The following is a 13,532-nucleotide window of genomic DNA, read 5'->3' on the forward strand; positions in this document are numbered from 1 at the left end:
GGAGGTATGAAGGGCTTTATGATACTTCATGGCTGCGTTGACCAGCCCATTGGAAGGGTACTGTGATATTACATGCAGAGCCTGCTTTCCCCTACCGCCGCGCCTTCCGTTTTCTCCACCAGATCATCACACCGGTGACGCTGAGCATCGCGACCACCAGCCCGAGCAGGGTGACCACTAAGCGGTAGGGCGGCCCGCCTACCGTGGCGATGTGCAGGGTGGTCAGCCAGGTGGTGAGGGTGTCCCCCGAGGCTTCACCGGTTGGCAGGTAGTGCCCGAGCGGGGAGCCGGTGGTGGCGTCCACGTAGACCCAGGTTTCACCAAAGCGTTGATTGACGTCTCTGCCGGTGCGGGCCATCAGTTTGAGTGCGTTCTTGTCCGGGAGATAGGCGAAGCGTTCCACGGCCTCGATGGAAAAGTCACGCTCCGCCGCCAAGGTTTCCAATCTTTGCCGCGCGATCCGGAAGCCCTGCTCCCAGCCGATTTGCGGATGGCGGGAGGGGAGCTCCCGTACCGGGACGTGAATGAGAGGGTCTTCCTGGAAAGCCAGGAACGTCTCGGTGGTGGGGCGATAGATCTCCGCATGGAGGTTCATGGCCACGCTGCTCCAGGCGAACACCAGCAGCAGAGCCCAGGGCCACAGGCCGCCGGCGCGATGGAGATCGAAGTGGCGTTTGTGGGGGGTAGCGTGCCAGCGAACTTTCCAAGCCGGAATCCAGCGCTTCCAGAAACGGCGAGGGCGTGGTGGGCCGTTACGGCTTTGCCGAGGCGGGAAGGTGAGCCAGGCACCAATGAAGCAATCCAGGATCCACAGCAGACTGACAATGCCGAACGCCCAGGTGCCGAGGGTACCCAGCGCCAGTGAGTGATGCAGGCGGTGGACGAAGGGCATGAGATTGGTGACGCCCTGGGTAATGTCACCCCACAGGCGGCCTCCCAGTATGTTGCCGCTGTACGGGTCGACGAACACTTCATCGATGGGGAGAGCCGCGGTGCCGGGTTCCGGGGCGATAAAAAAGCGTACCGGACTGTGGGCATCCGGTGACGTCAGCATCATCCAGTTTACCGCGGCGGTGGGAAAGGCCTCGTCGACCTTCTCCCTCAGCACGAAAGGCGAGAGCGGTTCACTATGCGTCGCCGGAGGCTCGACCCGCAGCCACTGAGGGTTGATCAGGGCATCCAGTTCGTAATACCACACCAGCAGAGCGCCGGTCAGGCCAGCGATGATCAGGAAACCCGACATCACCAGCCCGATATAGCGGTGCAGGACAACGAACCGCCGACGGACCGTCATCTAAAAGAGATACTTCACGCGAGCCAGCCAGGTACGGCCTTCCTCGCGGATCACGCCGTCGAAGGAACCGGGAGAAAAGATCTCCTCGTCGAGGGCGTTGTTCACCAGCAGGTCCAGTTGCAGGGCGTCGGTGACGGCGTAGTAAGCGCCCAGGTCCACGCGGGTATGGCTGGGCAGGGTGAAGGTGTTTTCGCTGTCGCCGGGGCGCTGGTCCACATAGCTGACGGTGCCGCCGAGGCTCAGGCCGGTGACGGTATCAAGGAAGTAGCGTCCCTGTAATGAGGCGGTGTGCAGCGGAACGTTGATAAAGCGGTTGCCTTCCAGGGCTTCGTCATCACTGCGCAACACTTCGGTATCGGTGTAGCCGTAGCCGGCGCTCAGGTACAGGTTGGCACTGGCGTAGCCGTCGATGGTCAGTTCCGCGCCTTTGGAGCGGGCGCGGCCCCTGGCCACCTCGAAGTCGTCGTCGAGCGGATCGGCGATGGCGATGTTGTCTTTCTCGATGATGAAGCCGGCGGCATTGATGTTCAGGCGCCCGGCAGTGAAGCGCACGCCGGTTTCGTATTGCACACTTTCCTCGGCATCCAGCGGCTGTTTTCCCGATGTGGTGCCCTGTTGCGGGACGAAGGCTTCATTGCGGCTGGCATAGAGCGAGGCGGTGTCGGTCAGGTCGTAGACCAGGCCGAACTGGGTGGTCCAGGCGGATTCACCGAGCTCGGCGCGGGTGACGCTGTTGTTGTCCAGGAAGTCGATGGTTTTTTGCGATTGCTCCGCGTCGGTGTAACGCAGCCCGGCGAGGACGTGCCACTTGTCGGCGACGGTAATGCGGTCCTGCACGAAGCCGGCCAGGATCCTGTCGCTCTGATCGAAACCCCGGTCCCGGATCAGGTTGTCGGCGCTCAGGTCGGCCGGGCCGTAGACCGGGGAGTAGAGATCGATGGCATCGGCGAGATAAATGCGCGTGGGGCGCGAGGCATCCGATTCCCGGTAGTTCACACCGGCAATGAACTTGTGCGTAAGCGGGCCACTGCTGAACTCGCCGCTGAGGTCGAGGATGATCTCGTGATCCTTCTTATAAGTATCGTCTCCGGCGAAGATGATACGGTTCAGGGTCCGCTCATCGGCATTCAGGCCGAAAGGCGCGTATTCCTGCCAGTCGGCGTCATTGCGGGTATAGGCATAGCTGATACGGGCATCGATGGTATCGGTGATGGCCTGGGTGAGGCGGCTGTTGATGTAGAAGGAATCCCGTTCGGTGAAGCTGTCCTTCCAGGCGGTGTTGAAGTCATCGGCGTAGTGGCCGTTGGGATTGGGCAGGAAAGCGCCTTCCGCCGGCGCGCCGCCGGGAATGGCGGTCCACTCATTGCCGGAATAGCTGCCTTCGACGGTCAGGTTGGTGGTGTCCGTCAGGTCCACGGTGACGTTGGGGGCGACGAACACGCGCTCGTACTCCCAGAAGTCCATGGAGGCATCGCTGTCCTGGTAGGCCAGGTTGAGGCGAGCCCGTACCCGGTCGTTGAGCGGGCCGGTCACGTCCAGGGTCGTGCGGCGGTAATCGTAGCGGCCGTATTCCGCCGTGGCTTCCGCCTGGTAGTACGACAGCGGTTGTTTGGTCACCACGTTGATGGTGCCGCCCGGCTCCATTTGTCCGTAGAGGACCGAGGCCGGTCCTTTCAGTACTTCCAGGCGCTCCACGTTGGCCAGGTCGGTGGGGTGGTCGGTCTGCCGGAAGCCCAGGCCGTTCACCGACTGTTCGGCGTTGAAGCCACGGATCAGGAAGTCATCGGCGAACATATCCCGGCCTGATCCCGAGCGGTTGGCACTGGGGGTAAGGCGGATTACCTCGCCCACGGTTTGAGCCCCCGCCAGCTCGAAGTTTTCCCGGGTGTAGACGTTTACGCTCTGCGGGATGGCCGCCACGGTATCGTTCTTCTGGCGGCCATAGACGGACACCGCCTCCAGCGTATTTTCCTGCTGGGGGATCCTTTCCAGTTTGTAGCCGCTGGCACCGCGAGTCACGGTGATGCCGCTGCCGGCCAGCAGCGCATGCAGCGCCGCTTCCGGGGTGTACTCGCCGCTGAGCGCGGGAGCCTGTTTGCCCTGAAGCAGGGAGGCGTCACCGCCGATGCTCAGGCCGGTCTGGCGGGCCAGCTCGATGATCGCCTGATCCAGTGGTTGGGCGGGCAAATGGATGGAGAGCGGCTGTTGGGCCCACGCGGCGCCCGGGTGAGTGATCAGCAAGGGGGCCAGCAAGCCGAGCAGCAGCAGCGCCTTGGGGGATGTCGTTCCGGTCTTCAGGATCATTATTGGCTCCAGCGTTATTTTCGCGGTGTCTCTACTGATGAAGACAAAGCTGGAAGCCAATCGGGCAGTTCAAACAGCTATTCTTTATGGCCGCCGTCCATGGCGGCCACCCTTCGGGTCGTCGCAGAGCAACGTGAAAAATGACTCCCGGCAATTTTTTATTTCCGGCTCAAGATCACGTACCAGGGAGTGAAGTGCTTTACCTCCAGGTCCAGGGCGTCGCTCAGTAGCGCCAGGGCCGCGTCGCTGTCGTCGGCGGGCAGCACGCCGGTAAAGTGGGGTGGGGGCTGGCTGGCGCCCAGGGCTTCGTCCAGCGCTAGAATGCCGGCACGGTGGTGGCCCAGGCGCTCGATCACCCGCGGCAGGGGGGTGCTGTTGAAGACCAATTGACCGTTCGCCCAATCCGGCCGATGGGTGGGGGCGGTACTCTGGGTGATCAATCCATCGCGGTTCAGATCGGCTTGTTGCCCGGACGTCAGGCGGAGGGCGCCGCCGCCGTTGTGGGAGGTCACGACCACGGTGGATTCCTGCACCGCCACCCGGCTGTAGGTGTCCGCCAGTTTCACCGTGTATTGGGTGCCCAAGGCGGTGGCGCTGATGTCCCGCGTCTCTACCTGGAAAGGCGCATCCCGCCCCTTGGCCACGGTGGCGAGCAGTTCGCCGCGCACCAGTTTCACGGTGCGGGCCCCTTCGGTGTAGTCCAGATCCATGGCGCTGTTGCTGTTAAGCACGATCTGGCTGCCGTCGGGCAGGGGCACGGTGCGGATCTCGCCGGCGGCGGTGCGATAGTCCGCGCCCCAATAGGCCCAGGGAAGCTGGGTGCCGGACCAGGCCAGCAGTAGCAGCGAGCCCAGGCCGGTCAGTTGACGCCGGCGTTTGCGGCGTCGTTCGAGGGCTGGTTCGGGAGCCTGCCATATTCGCTGGATCTGCTCGAGCACCTGGCGTCGCCGAGGATCCTCCGCCTGCCAGATTTCGCACTCGGCTTGCAGCCGCGCGCGCTCATCGGAACCGGCCTCCTGCAAGGCCACCACCCATTCGGCGGCTTGCTGGCGGATACGGTTCAAGTCCGACACGGCGGGTCCAGGCTGTCATAGAGCCGGGCGTGGCAATGGGTCAGCGCCCGGGCCAGGTATTGTTTGACGCTGCTTTCGGAGACCGACAGCCGGCGTCCGATCTGCCGGTAACTGAGTCCTTCAAGGCGTGCCATGAGGAAGGCGCGGCGGGGCTTTTCCGGTAACTCGTCAACCAGCAGCTTGATGACACTGACCAACAGATCCCGGGCCGCCGCGATCTCCGCCGGGCCCCGATTGTCCTGGGTTTCCAGCAAGGTGGCGACCTGGCGCAGGGCTTCCTCCTCCACCTGTTTGCGGTGGTGGCGGTTGATCAGCAGGCGGCTGGCGATGACCAGAAGATAAGCACGCGGCTCGCGTAGTGCCTCCAGGGGTTGATCGCCGAGAATCAGGCGCAGAAAGGTGTCGTGACTCAGATCCGCGGCGTCCTGGGGGCAGCGCAGGCGACGATGCAGCCAGTGGGTCAGCCAGCCGTGATGCGCCTCATACAAAGCGCCGATCTCGCCTTGGGAGCGAGGAGGCAAGGGCTGTGGGTTGGTGGCTGTCCCGGTCATGAGTTCCGATACTGTGCCTTTAAATTGAGAGTGATTATCAATTAAAGGCGAAAAGGCTGCAACCGGGCGTGCTTTTGCACACCCTCGAGCCCGCCAAGACGAACCCCTGCAAAATCAGGATAATGGCGCCCAGCCATGCCCCTGCGCGCCAAACTCTCCAACCCGGACTCTCTCCATGGAAATCAAGGTCAACTTCCTCGACAACCTTCGCCTGGAAGCCAAGTTCGACGACTTCACCGTCGTCACGGATCAGCCGATCCGCTACAAGGGTGACGGCTCGGCGCCGAGCCCGTTCGACTACTTCCTGGCATCGTCGGCACTGTGCGCGGCTTACTTCGTCAAGGTGTACTGCAAGGCGCGGGATATCCCCACGGACAATATCCGCTTGTCGCAGAACAACATCGTCGACCCGGAGAACCGCTATAACCAGATCTTCCGTATTCAGGTGGAGCTGCCGGAGGACATCTCCGACAAGGACCGGCAGGGTATTCTGCGCTCCATCGACCGCTGTACGGTGAAGAAGGTGGTACAGACTGGGCCGGAGTTCCAGATCGAGACAGTGGAGAATCTGGACGAGGATGCCCAGGCGTTGCTGATGGGCGCGCCCGAAGGGGAGGCGCGCACTTATATCGAGGGCAAGGACCGCCCATTGGAGGAAACCATCGCCACCATGACCGGCATCCTCGAGGCGCTGGGCATGAAGATCGAGATCGCCTCGTGGCGCAATATCGTGCCCCATGTGTGGTCGCTGCACATCCGTGACGCGGCCTCGCCGATGTGCTTCACCAACGGCAAGGGCGCCACCAAGGAGAGCGCGTTGTGCTCGGCGCTGGGGGAGTTCATCGAGCGGCTGAACTGCAACTTTTTCTACAATGATCAGTTCTTCGGTGAGGAGATCGCCAACAGCGCCTTCGTGCATTACCCGAACGAGCGCTGGTTCCAGCCCGGGCCTGATGACGAACTGCCCGAAGGCATTCTGGATGAGCACTGCCTGGCCATCTATGACCCCGAAGGTGAACTGCGCGGCTCCAATCTGATTGACACCAATTCCGGCAAGGTGGAGCGGGGAATTTGTTCGCTGCCATTTCAGCGCCGTTCGGATGGCGAGACGGTCTGGTTCCCCTCCAATCTGATCGAGAACTTGTTTCTCAGTAACGGCATGAGCGCCGGCAATACCTTGCCCGAAGCGCAGGTGCAGTGTTTGTCGGAGATCTTCGAGCGGGCGGTGAAGAAGCAGATCATCGAGGAAGAGCTGGCCCTGCCGGACGTGCCGCCAGAGGTACTGGCGAAGTATCCGAATCTGGTGGAGGGTGTCGAGGCATTGGAAGCCCAGGGCTTCCCGGTGCTGGTCAAGGACGCTTCCCTGGGCGGCCAATTCCCGGTGGCCTGCGTGGCGCTGATGAATCCACGCACCGGCGGCGTATTCGTTTCTTTCGGCGCGCATCCGAGCATGGCTGTGGCACTGGAGCGCAGTCTTACCGAATTACTGCAAGGCCGCAGTTTCGAGGGGCTCAACGATGTGCCGCCGCCCACGTTCAACAGTCTGGCGGTAACCGAGCCCAACAATTACGTGGAGCACTTCATCGATTCCACTGGTGTGGTGTCCTGGCGTTTCTTCAGCGCCAAGGCGGATTACGACTTCCACGAATGGGACTTTTCCGGCAGTGCTTCAAACAACAATGAAGAAGAGGCGACTGGCCTGTTCCGGATTCTCGAAGATATGGGTCATGAAGTGTACACGGCGGTATACGAAGACCTGGGCGCGCCGGTTTGCCGGATTCTGGTGCCCGGTTACTCCGAGGTGTACCCGGTGGACGATTTGATCTGGGACAACACCAACAAGGCCCTGGACTATCGGGAAGATATCCTGAATCTGCATAGCCTGAATGACGATCAACTGGCCGATCTGGTGTGGCGCTTGGAAGAAAGTCAGATCGACGACTACACCGACATCATCACCCTGATCGGCATCGAGTTTGACGAAAATACCGTCTGGGGACAGCTCACGGTTCTGGAACTGAAGTTGCTGATCAACCTGGCGCTGGGACAGCACGAGGATGCCCTGGAGCGAGTGGAGGCGTTCCTGCAGTACAACGACAATACGGTGGAGCGCAATCTGTTCTACCGAGCAGTTAGTGCCGTGCTGGAGATCACTCTGGACGAGGAGCTGGAATTGGACCACTTCCTGGTGAGCCTGCGGCGTATGTATGGCGAGGACACCATGAGTACCGTGGTCGGCGCCGTGGATGGTTCCGTGCGCTTCCCTGGCTTGACGCCCACCAACATGCAGCTGGATGGCCTGGACAAACACCTGCGCCTGATCGAGAGCTATAAAAAACTGCATGCGGCGCGGGCGGCCAGATGGGAGAGCGCGCTGTCGCAGGCCACCTGAGTGTGGGGCTAAGGGGAGAATATGCCTTTGGCCCATGAATCGATGCCTGGCTGACGGCATGTCGAACTCCATCAGCGCCATTCGACTCACCTGGACAACAGGTTGTGCGAATCGATGGAGATGACAATGATCAAGCTGTACGGAACACCCCCGACCCGTGCTCTGCGTGTTATCTGGTTGCTCAATGAACTGGGCCTGGAGTACCAGATGCTTCCGGTTGATATTCTGAAGGGCGAGACCCGGGAAGCGGGCTTTCTCGCCCTTAACCCCGCCGGCAAAGTCCCTGTTCTGGTGGACGGCGATTTGGTGATCACCGAGTCGTCCGCAATCCAGCTTTACCTCGCTGACAAATACTCCCAGGCCGGTTTTATCCCGGAGGCCGTGGAAGACAGGGCGAAGATGTACCGTTGGATCTTTTTCCTGGCTACCGAAATCGAACAGCCGCTATGGCGCATCACGCGTCATACCTTCCTGTACCCCAAAGAGAAGCAGCTGCCCCAGGACGTGGATCTGGCCAGGCAGGAGTGCCTGGAGATGCTGGCCGTGCTCGAACAGCACATGAAGAGGCGTGATTTCATGGTTGCCGACCGGCTCAGCGTGGCCGACTTTAACGCCGCTTACACGCTGGACTGGGCCAACGAAGAGAAGATGCTTAAGGACTTCCCGGCGTTGTCGGCGTATCTGACGTCCATGTACTCACGGCCCACGGCTCCCCCGTCCACTTCCGGAGTGGTTAGGGCTCCGGCAAAATAAACTGGTATGGAAATATCAGGTTCGGATGGCGGAAGGGCCAAATAGACCGAAACAGGAGAGGGCGGTTCAGCAATGGATGGCGGTCATATAGTGAATGAGGAAGGTATCAAAAGTGCTTTCGCTGCAGACGGTTACGCCGTCGTTCCCGGTCTGCTTACCGGACGGCAGTTGGGGCTGGCGGCGCGGCTATCACGCGACCTGATCGAGCGGTATCGGGCGGGGGAGCGGCTGGTAACCCGAGATGCGATTAGCGTGGCAGACGTGACATTACGGCATCCAGAGCGTAATCCTGGTGTGGACGCGGCGCGTTGGGAAGCCGAGCCGTTCATTATTGGTGATTTGGTTGCCCGTGATGTGCGGTTTGCTCAAGTCATAGCCTTGCCTTCTCTCTGGAAATGTACCTCCTTTTTACTTGGCTGCTCTTTACAAGATGTGGTTTTTCACCATTCGAATCTGACACGTAAGCCCGCGGGAGTTGGGCCTGCCATCGGCTGGCATAGGGATGCAAGTAATACCTATTTTTCCACAACTGACGATAAGACCGTTCGCTTCCTGCTTCCGCTGCAACTTATGTCAGAAGACAATGGCGGTACGGCTCTGATTCCTGGCTCTCATGAAGCCTCTCAGGGATGCTCCTCAACTGATGCGATCTTCCCGAGGGTGAGCCCCGGGTCTGGCTTGGCACTGCATTCTCAGATACTACATGGAGGCTATCCTAATCGAGGTTCGGAAAATCGGGATGTGATTGTTCTTCAGTTCGGAGTCGCTTCTTCCACTTTGGCCTATCAGGGAAATGAGATTTTGTCCTTGTGTCATTATTCGGAGATAAGAAACTTTTGCATCAGAAGATGGGGAAATGATTGCTTTACCGATTACGAGGAAGGATAAGAATATGATTTTCTCGGCCGGGGCGTCTGGCCAAAAGACGCATCCGACGCTTCGAGTTTCGTTGCCGAAACGGCGCACAATGATGCGCCTGGCTTGTTAAGCTGTTTCAAGGTGATGTTGAGGGAGCATCGGTATGAAGGCGGTGATGATTTCAGGTTGGGGACGTAACCCTCGCTTGGTGGTCCGGGAGATGCCGGAGCCCGGTGAGCCGGGGCCGGATGACGTGGTGGTACAAGTGCGGGCGGCTTCCGTTAATCCCAAGGACTGGAAGCTCAATTATCACCTCGCCCTGCTGGCGACTCCCATGCTGAGCCGGCGACTCCCGCCACTGTTTGGCGATGACCTGGCGGGGACGGTGATCGCCACCGGGCGCAATGTCTCCGACTTTGAAGTTGGTGACGCGGTTTATGGCATGGACATGAATCTGCGTACCGCGTCCCTGGCGGAGCGGACACGTATCAAGCAGACGTGTATTGCCAGGAAACCGGCCTCGTTGTCGTTTCGTCAAGCCGCGGCCATGCCGTTGGCGGCGCTTACCGCATTGCAAGGATTACGCAAGGGGCGGGCACGGGCTGGCGGTAAAGTGCTGATCATCGGCGCCTCCGGCGGGGTGGGAACTTTCGCGGTACAGATTGCCCGGGCGCTCGGTGTCCGGGTGACCGGGGTGTGTAGCGGAAGAAATACGGATTTCGTTCGTAACCTCGGCGCCGATGAGGTGATCGATTATACCCTTGGAGATTACCGCCACGGCGCCGGGACCTTCGATCTGGTCTTTGATGTGGCCGCCAATGAATCCCCTCGCGGTTGCGTTGATCTGATCGCGCCCGGCGGCTGGTTCATTTCCACCGGAGGTCATGCCCGGTCGATGCTGGGGACATCGATATACCGTATGTTGGGCCGGAACGCGGCGAACATCATGGTGGCTCCCCGGCGCAAGGATCTGGAAATCCTGTCGGCCCTGGTTGATGAAGGAAAACTCAGGCCGGTGATCGACAGTGAATTTGATCTTGCCGATATCGAGCAGGCCTACCAGCGTAGCCGCACCGGGCGCTGTCGGGGTAAGGTGGTGATTGGCGTCGCCGAAGAAGGGCCGTCCGGGCCAGTTTCTGATGAGCCCTGATGAAGACTACTTTCAAACTTTGAACGCCTGGTTTCAGGGAGAGAACATTGGTTGATTCTGTTTGCATAAACACAGACTCCGTTGAAATCAGCATTTCCGGAAACATCATTTCCGTTGCTTTTGAGGATGTGGTGGGCATTCACGCCTATGTCCTGGAAATCCCGGCTTCCTCGCTGACCTTTGTTGTTCTTGCCACTGAGTCGGGCTACAACCTGGAAGTTCGAAGTGATATAGCGGGATGGAGCCCATTCCTGCGTGAGCTTGGTGAGCATCTTCCTCTGAAAGTACGGGACCTGCCCGGCCTGATTGGCCGATTGACTGCCGATGTTCCAGTGGCGGAGCTGTATCCATAGACGAAGCCGTTAGGGGAACTGGCTATTAGACAGGCGCCATCATAAGGAAAAGACGGATGCCGATAAGTACAATGAAAAAGACCACGGACGAAAGAGGCGACCTCTGGCGGGATATCTTCACCGCTCTGGGCTTATCCACCGGTGCCGCGGTTGCCTTGGGATTGTCTCGATTCGCCTACGGTTTGCTGCTGCCTCCGATGCAAGCGGATCTGCAATGGACCTACGTTGAAGCCGGTGCGCTGAATACCGCGAATGGGGCGGGTTATATCTTCGGCGCGCTGGTGGCGGCCTGGTTGGCGCGGCGATGGGGAACGGCGCGAGCGTTCCTGGCGGGTTTCTCGGTGAGTGTTCTGGTCCTGCTTTTAACGGCAATGACGGCCAGCCTGTCTGCTCTCATCCTGTTACGAACCGTCGGTGGCGTTTCCACGGCGATTACTTTCATTCTCGGCGCTGGCTTGGTTTCCGCGATCTGTCCTTTGGAAAACCCTCTTCGCCGTGGGGCCCTGGTGGGTGTGATTGCTGACCGTGGGCTTCGCGTTTGGCCAGACCATCGGCCCGATCCTGGCAGGCGCCATATCCGATGTGATGGGCAGCATCGAAGCCGGCTTTTGGGTATCTCCGTTACTATTGGCTATTGCCGCCTGTGTGAATCTGTTGCAACGTCCCCCTGTACCGGCTGAGTCTCCGGCGCTTGCCGGTAAGTCCAGTTAGACACCTGTCAGGAGTTACGAGGATGAAAAGCGCGAAAGTCTTCTGGGACAAGGCGGCGCCTCGTTACGCCAAGAGCCCGGTCAAGGACGAAGAAACCTACCGGAAGAAGCTGTCGATAACCCAGAGCTATCTCCAACGCGATTGGTCGGTGTTGGAGTTTGGCTGTGGTACCGGCAGTACCGCCATCCAACATGCCGCTCATGTGGGCCGGATTCTGGCCACGGATGTTTCTCCCAGAATGCTGGAGATCGCGGAAGGGAAGGTTCGTGAGGCGGGAATTACCAATATCCGTTTTCAGGAGGGCAGCCTGGAAACCCTGGAGCTGGCGTCATCCAGTTTCGATGCGGTGTTGGGACTGAATATCCTGCATTTGCTGGAGGACGTTCCGGGTGCGGTCCGTTGTGTTCATACTCTGCTCAAACCGGGAGGCATTTTCGTTTCCAGCACCGCGCTGGTTGCCGAGATGGCGTTCTATTGGCGATGGGTCATTCCGGTAATGCAGCGTCTGGGATTGGCTCCCTATGTGAGCCCGCTGAGTGAGAAGGGACTGGTGACCCAACTGACCGATGCGGGATTCCACATCGATCACGAATGGCGGGTAACCAGGGAGTCAGTTTTTATCATCGCCAGGAAGCCGTTGATATGAACTACGAGGAATTCAATGCGTTCTGCCGCTCTCTGCCGGCGACTTCCCATGTCGTCCAGTGGGGCGGTTCCCATGTCTGGAAGGTGGGAGGCAAGGTTTTCGCTATCGGAGGGTGGCAAAAGGACGGCCAGCCGGCCTTTACTTTCAAGGCTTCGGAGCTGAACTTTCATATCCTGAGCGAGGAGCCCGGGTTCCGGCCGGCGCCCTATCTGGCTTCCCGCGGCATGAAGTGGATACAGCAATACGATGCTCCCGCCGAGTCGGATGAGCAGCTCAGGTACTACATCAAGGAATCCCACCGTATTGTTGCCTCGGGACTAACCAAGAAGAAGCAGAGGGAGCTGGGCCTAGTGGAGTAAAAAGAGCGGAGTCCTTTACCCGCCCTGTCGCTCCGATAGCCGTTCTTCCAGCGTGCCCAGGCGTTTTTCCATTGTTCTTAGAAGGTCCAGCATCTCCTGCCGTTCATCATGAGCGCGCTGGTTCTCCCGCTCCCTTTCCTCCCGCAGTTCCATGTCGTGTACCTCCTGGGTGGCGTTGACAATGATGGCGATGAACAGGTTCAGCACCATGAAACTGGAGATAAGAATGAAGGGGACAAAGAAGATCCAGGCATGGGGGAATTGCTCGATCACCGGACGGGCGATCCCCATGGACCAGCTTTCCAGGGTCATGATCTGAAACAGGGTATAGATACTGGCGCCCAGAGTGCCAAACCATTCCGGGAATGCCTCGCCGAACAGTTCCGTACCCATTACTCCGAAGATGTAGAACATCATCAACAGCAAGGCCGCGGTCCAGCCGATGCCGGGCAGCGAGTGCATAAGGGATTCCACCAGCATGCGCAGCCGTTTTACCGTGGACAGGAGCCGCAGTACCCGGAGGATGCGAAGGCTGCGCAGGATCGCCAACTGACCGGAGGTGGGAGCCAGGGAGAGGCCGACGATGAGAAAATCGAAAAGATTCCAGCCGGAGCGGAAGAAGCGGGGGCCGAAGGCGGTCAGCTTGATCAGGATCTCCGCCACGAACACCGCCAGGATGACGCTGTTGAGCAGTGCCAGTAACCCGCCGGCGGCTTCTTCCGCGGCGGCGGAAGTCTCCACCCCCAGAACGATGGCATTGAGGAGGATCAGGGCGGTAATGAAGTGCCGCACTGGCGCTGATTCGATCCACTCTCCCAGCCGTTGGCGCCAACTGTTCAAGACAAGCGTTGTCATACCTTCTCCATCCGTTCAATAGCCTTCGTCACCGGCCCGGGTTCTCCCGGCCGATGGGTCCGGCGTGAAGTATACATTGTGTGATTTAGGAGTCCGACAGCTGGAACCTGGCAGTTAGTACAGAGTGATAAGAGGAAAGAACGACGGAGTCTTTGCCGAATACCGGCGTGGCTTAGATGGTTACTGCCGGCAGGCGGTCGAAGAGTCGTTCGGGCCGTACTTGTCGCTCTGGC

13 protein-coding genes and 1 pseudogene are annotated in these 13,532 nt (G+C 59.7%); 9 read left to right on the plus strand and 5 right to left on the minus strand.

Annotated features, from left to right (window positions below):
- Positions 1–91: 91 nt before the first annotated feature.
- The 4 genes from RYH70_RS01615 to RYH70_RS01630 form a co-directional block, all read right to left on the minus strand.
- Positions 92–1,294, minus strand: coding sequence for a PepSY-associated TM helix domain-containing protein (locus RYH70_RS01615; protein WP_317009688.1), 1,203 nt, complete (start codon positions 1,292–1,294; stop codon positions 92–94).
- Positions 1,295–3,598 carry a TonB-dependent siderophore receptor gene (locus RYH70_RS01620; protein WP_317009689.1) on the minus strand — a complete coding sequence of 768 codons (2,304 nt, stop codon included), beginning with the start codon at positions 3,596–3,598 and terminating at the stop codon, positions 1,295–1,297.
- 158 nt (positions 3,599–3,756) lie between these two features.
- Positions 3,757–4,671, minus strand: a complete 915-nt coding sequence (locus RYH70_RS01625; protein ID WP_022997002.1) for a FecR family protein — start codon at positions 4,669–4,671, stop codon at positions 3,757–3,759.
- On the minus strand, positions 4,659–5,222 hold the full coding sequence (locus tag RYH70_RS01630) for a sigma-70 family RNA polymerase sigma factor (protein ID WP_317009690.1): 564 nt from the start codon (positions 5,220–5,222) through the stop codon (positions 4,659–4,661). Before RYH70_RS01630 ends, RYH70_RS01625 begins: the two co-directional genes overlap by 13 nt.
- A gap of 175 nt (positions 5,223–5,397) precedes the next feature.
- Here RYH70_RS01630 and RYH70_RS01635 point away from each other — a divergent pair, with 175 nt between their 5' ends.
- The 9 genes and pseudogenes from RYH70_RS01635 to RYH70_RS01670 all read left to right on the plus strand — a co-directional run bounded on the left by RYH70_RS01635 (position 5,398) and on the right by RYH70_RS01670 (position 12,444).
- On the plus strand, positions 5,398–7,614 hold the full coding sequence (locus tag RYH70_RS01635; protein ID WP_116027403.1) for an OsmC domain/YcaO domain-containing protein: 2,217 nt from the start codon (positions 5,398–5,400) through the stop codon (positions 7,612–7,614).
- Between the two features lie 126 nt (positions 7,615–7,740).
- Positions 7,741–8,367 carry a glutathione S-transferase family protein gene (locus RYH70_RS01640; RefSeq protein WP_317009691.1) on the plus strand — a complete coding sequence of 209 codons (627 nt, stop codon included), beginning with the start codon at positions 7,741–7,743 and terminating at the stop codon, positions 8,365–8,367.
- Positions 8,368–8,439: 72 nt separating this feature from the next.
- Positions 8,440–9,255 (plus strand): phytanoyl-CoA dioxygenase family protein, encoded by an 816-nt coding sequence (locus tag RYH70_RS01645; protein ID WP_317009692.1) that lies wholly within the window; start codon positions 8,440–8,442, stop codon positions 9,253–9,255.
- 133 nt (positions 9,256–9,388) lie between these two features.
- Positions 9,389–10,375 (plus strand): NAD(P)-dependent alcohol dehydrogenase, encoded by a 987-nt coding sequence (locus tag RYH70_RS01650; RefSeq protein ID WP_063140889.1) that lies wholly within the window; start codon positions 9,389–9,391, stop codon positions 10,373–10,375.
- Positions 10,376–10,422: 47 nt separating this feature from the next.
- A complete protein-coding gene (locus tag RYH70_RS01655) occupies positions 10,423–10,728 on the plus strand; it encodes a hypothetical protein (protein ID WP_233917831.1) in 306 nt (101 codons plus the stop codon).
- Positions 10,729–10,799: 71 nt separating this feature from the next.
- Positions 10,800–11,225 (plus strand): annotated as a pseudogene (locus RYH70_RS01660) (YbfB/YjiJ family MFS transporter); the annotation flags it as partial.
- A 28-nt stretch (positions 11,226–11,253) separates the two neighbouring features.
- Complete coding sequence (locus RYH70_RS20900; RefSeq protein ID WP_394356115.1) at positions 11,254–11,439, plus strand: hypothetical protein; 186 nt, start codon at positions 11,254–11,256, stop codon at positions 11,437–11,439.
- A gap of 22 nt (positions 11,440–11,461) precedes the next feature.
- Positions 11,462–12,085 carry a class I SAM-dependent methyltransferase gene (locus RYH70_RS01665; RefSeq protein ID WP_233917829.1) on the plus strand — a complete coding sequence of 208 codons (624 nt, stop codon included), beginning with the start codon at positions 11,462–11,464 and terminating at the stop codon, positions 12,083–12,085.
- A complete protein-coding gene (locus RYH70_RS01670; protein ID WP_022996994.1) occupies positions 12,082–12,444 on the plus strand; it encodes an MmcQ/YjbR family DNA-binding protein in 363 nt (120 codons plus the stop codon). Before RYH70_RS01665 ends, RYH70_RS01670 begins: the two co-directional genes overlap by 4 nt.
- 15 nt (positions 12,445–12,459) lie before the next feature.
- On the opposite strand, the gene RYH70_RS01675 is transcribed toward RYH70_RS01670, so the two are convergent.
- Positions 12,460–13,299: an ion transporter gene (locus RYH70_RS01675; RefSeq protein WP_022996993.1), complete on the minus strand. Its 840-nt coding sequence runs from the start codon at positions 13,297–13,299 to the stop codon at positions 12,460–12,462.
- Positions 13,300–13,532 lie beyond the last annotated feature (233 nt).

Origin of the sequence: Alloalcanivorax xenomutans, assembly GCF_032810065.1 — a bacterium.
Classification (GTDB): domain Bacteria; phylum Pseudomonadota; class Gammaproteobacteria; order Pseudomonadales; family Alcanivoracaceae; genus Alloalcanivorax; species Alloalcanivorax xenomutans.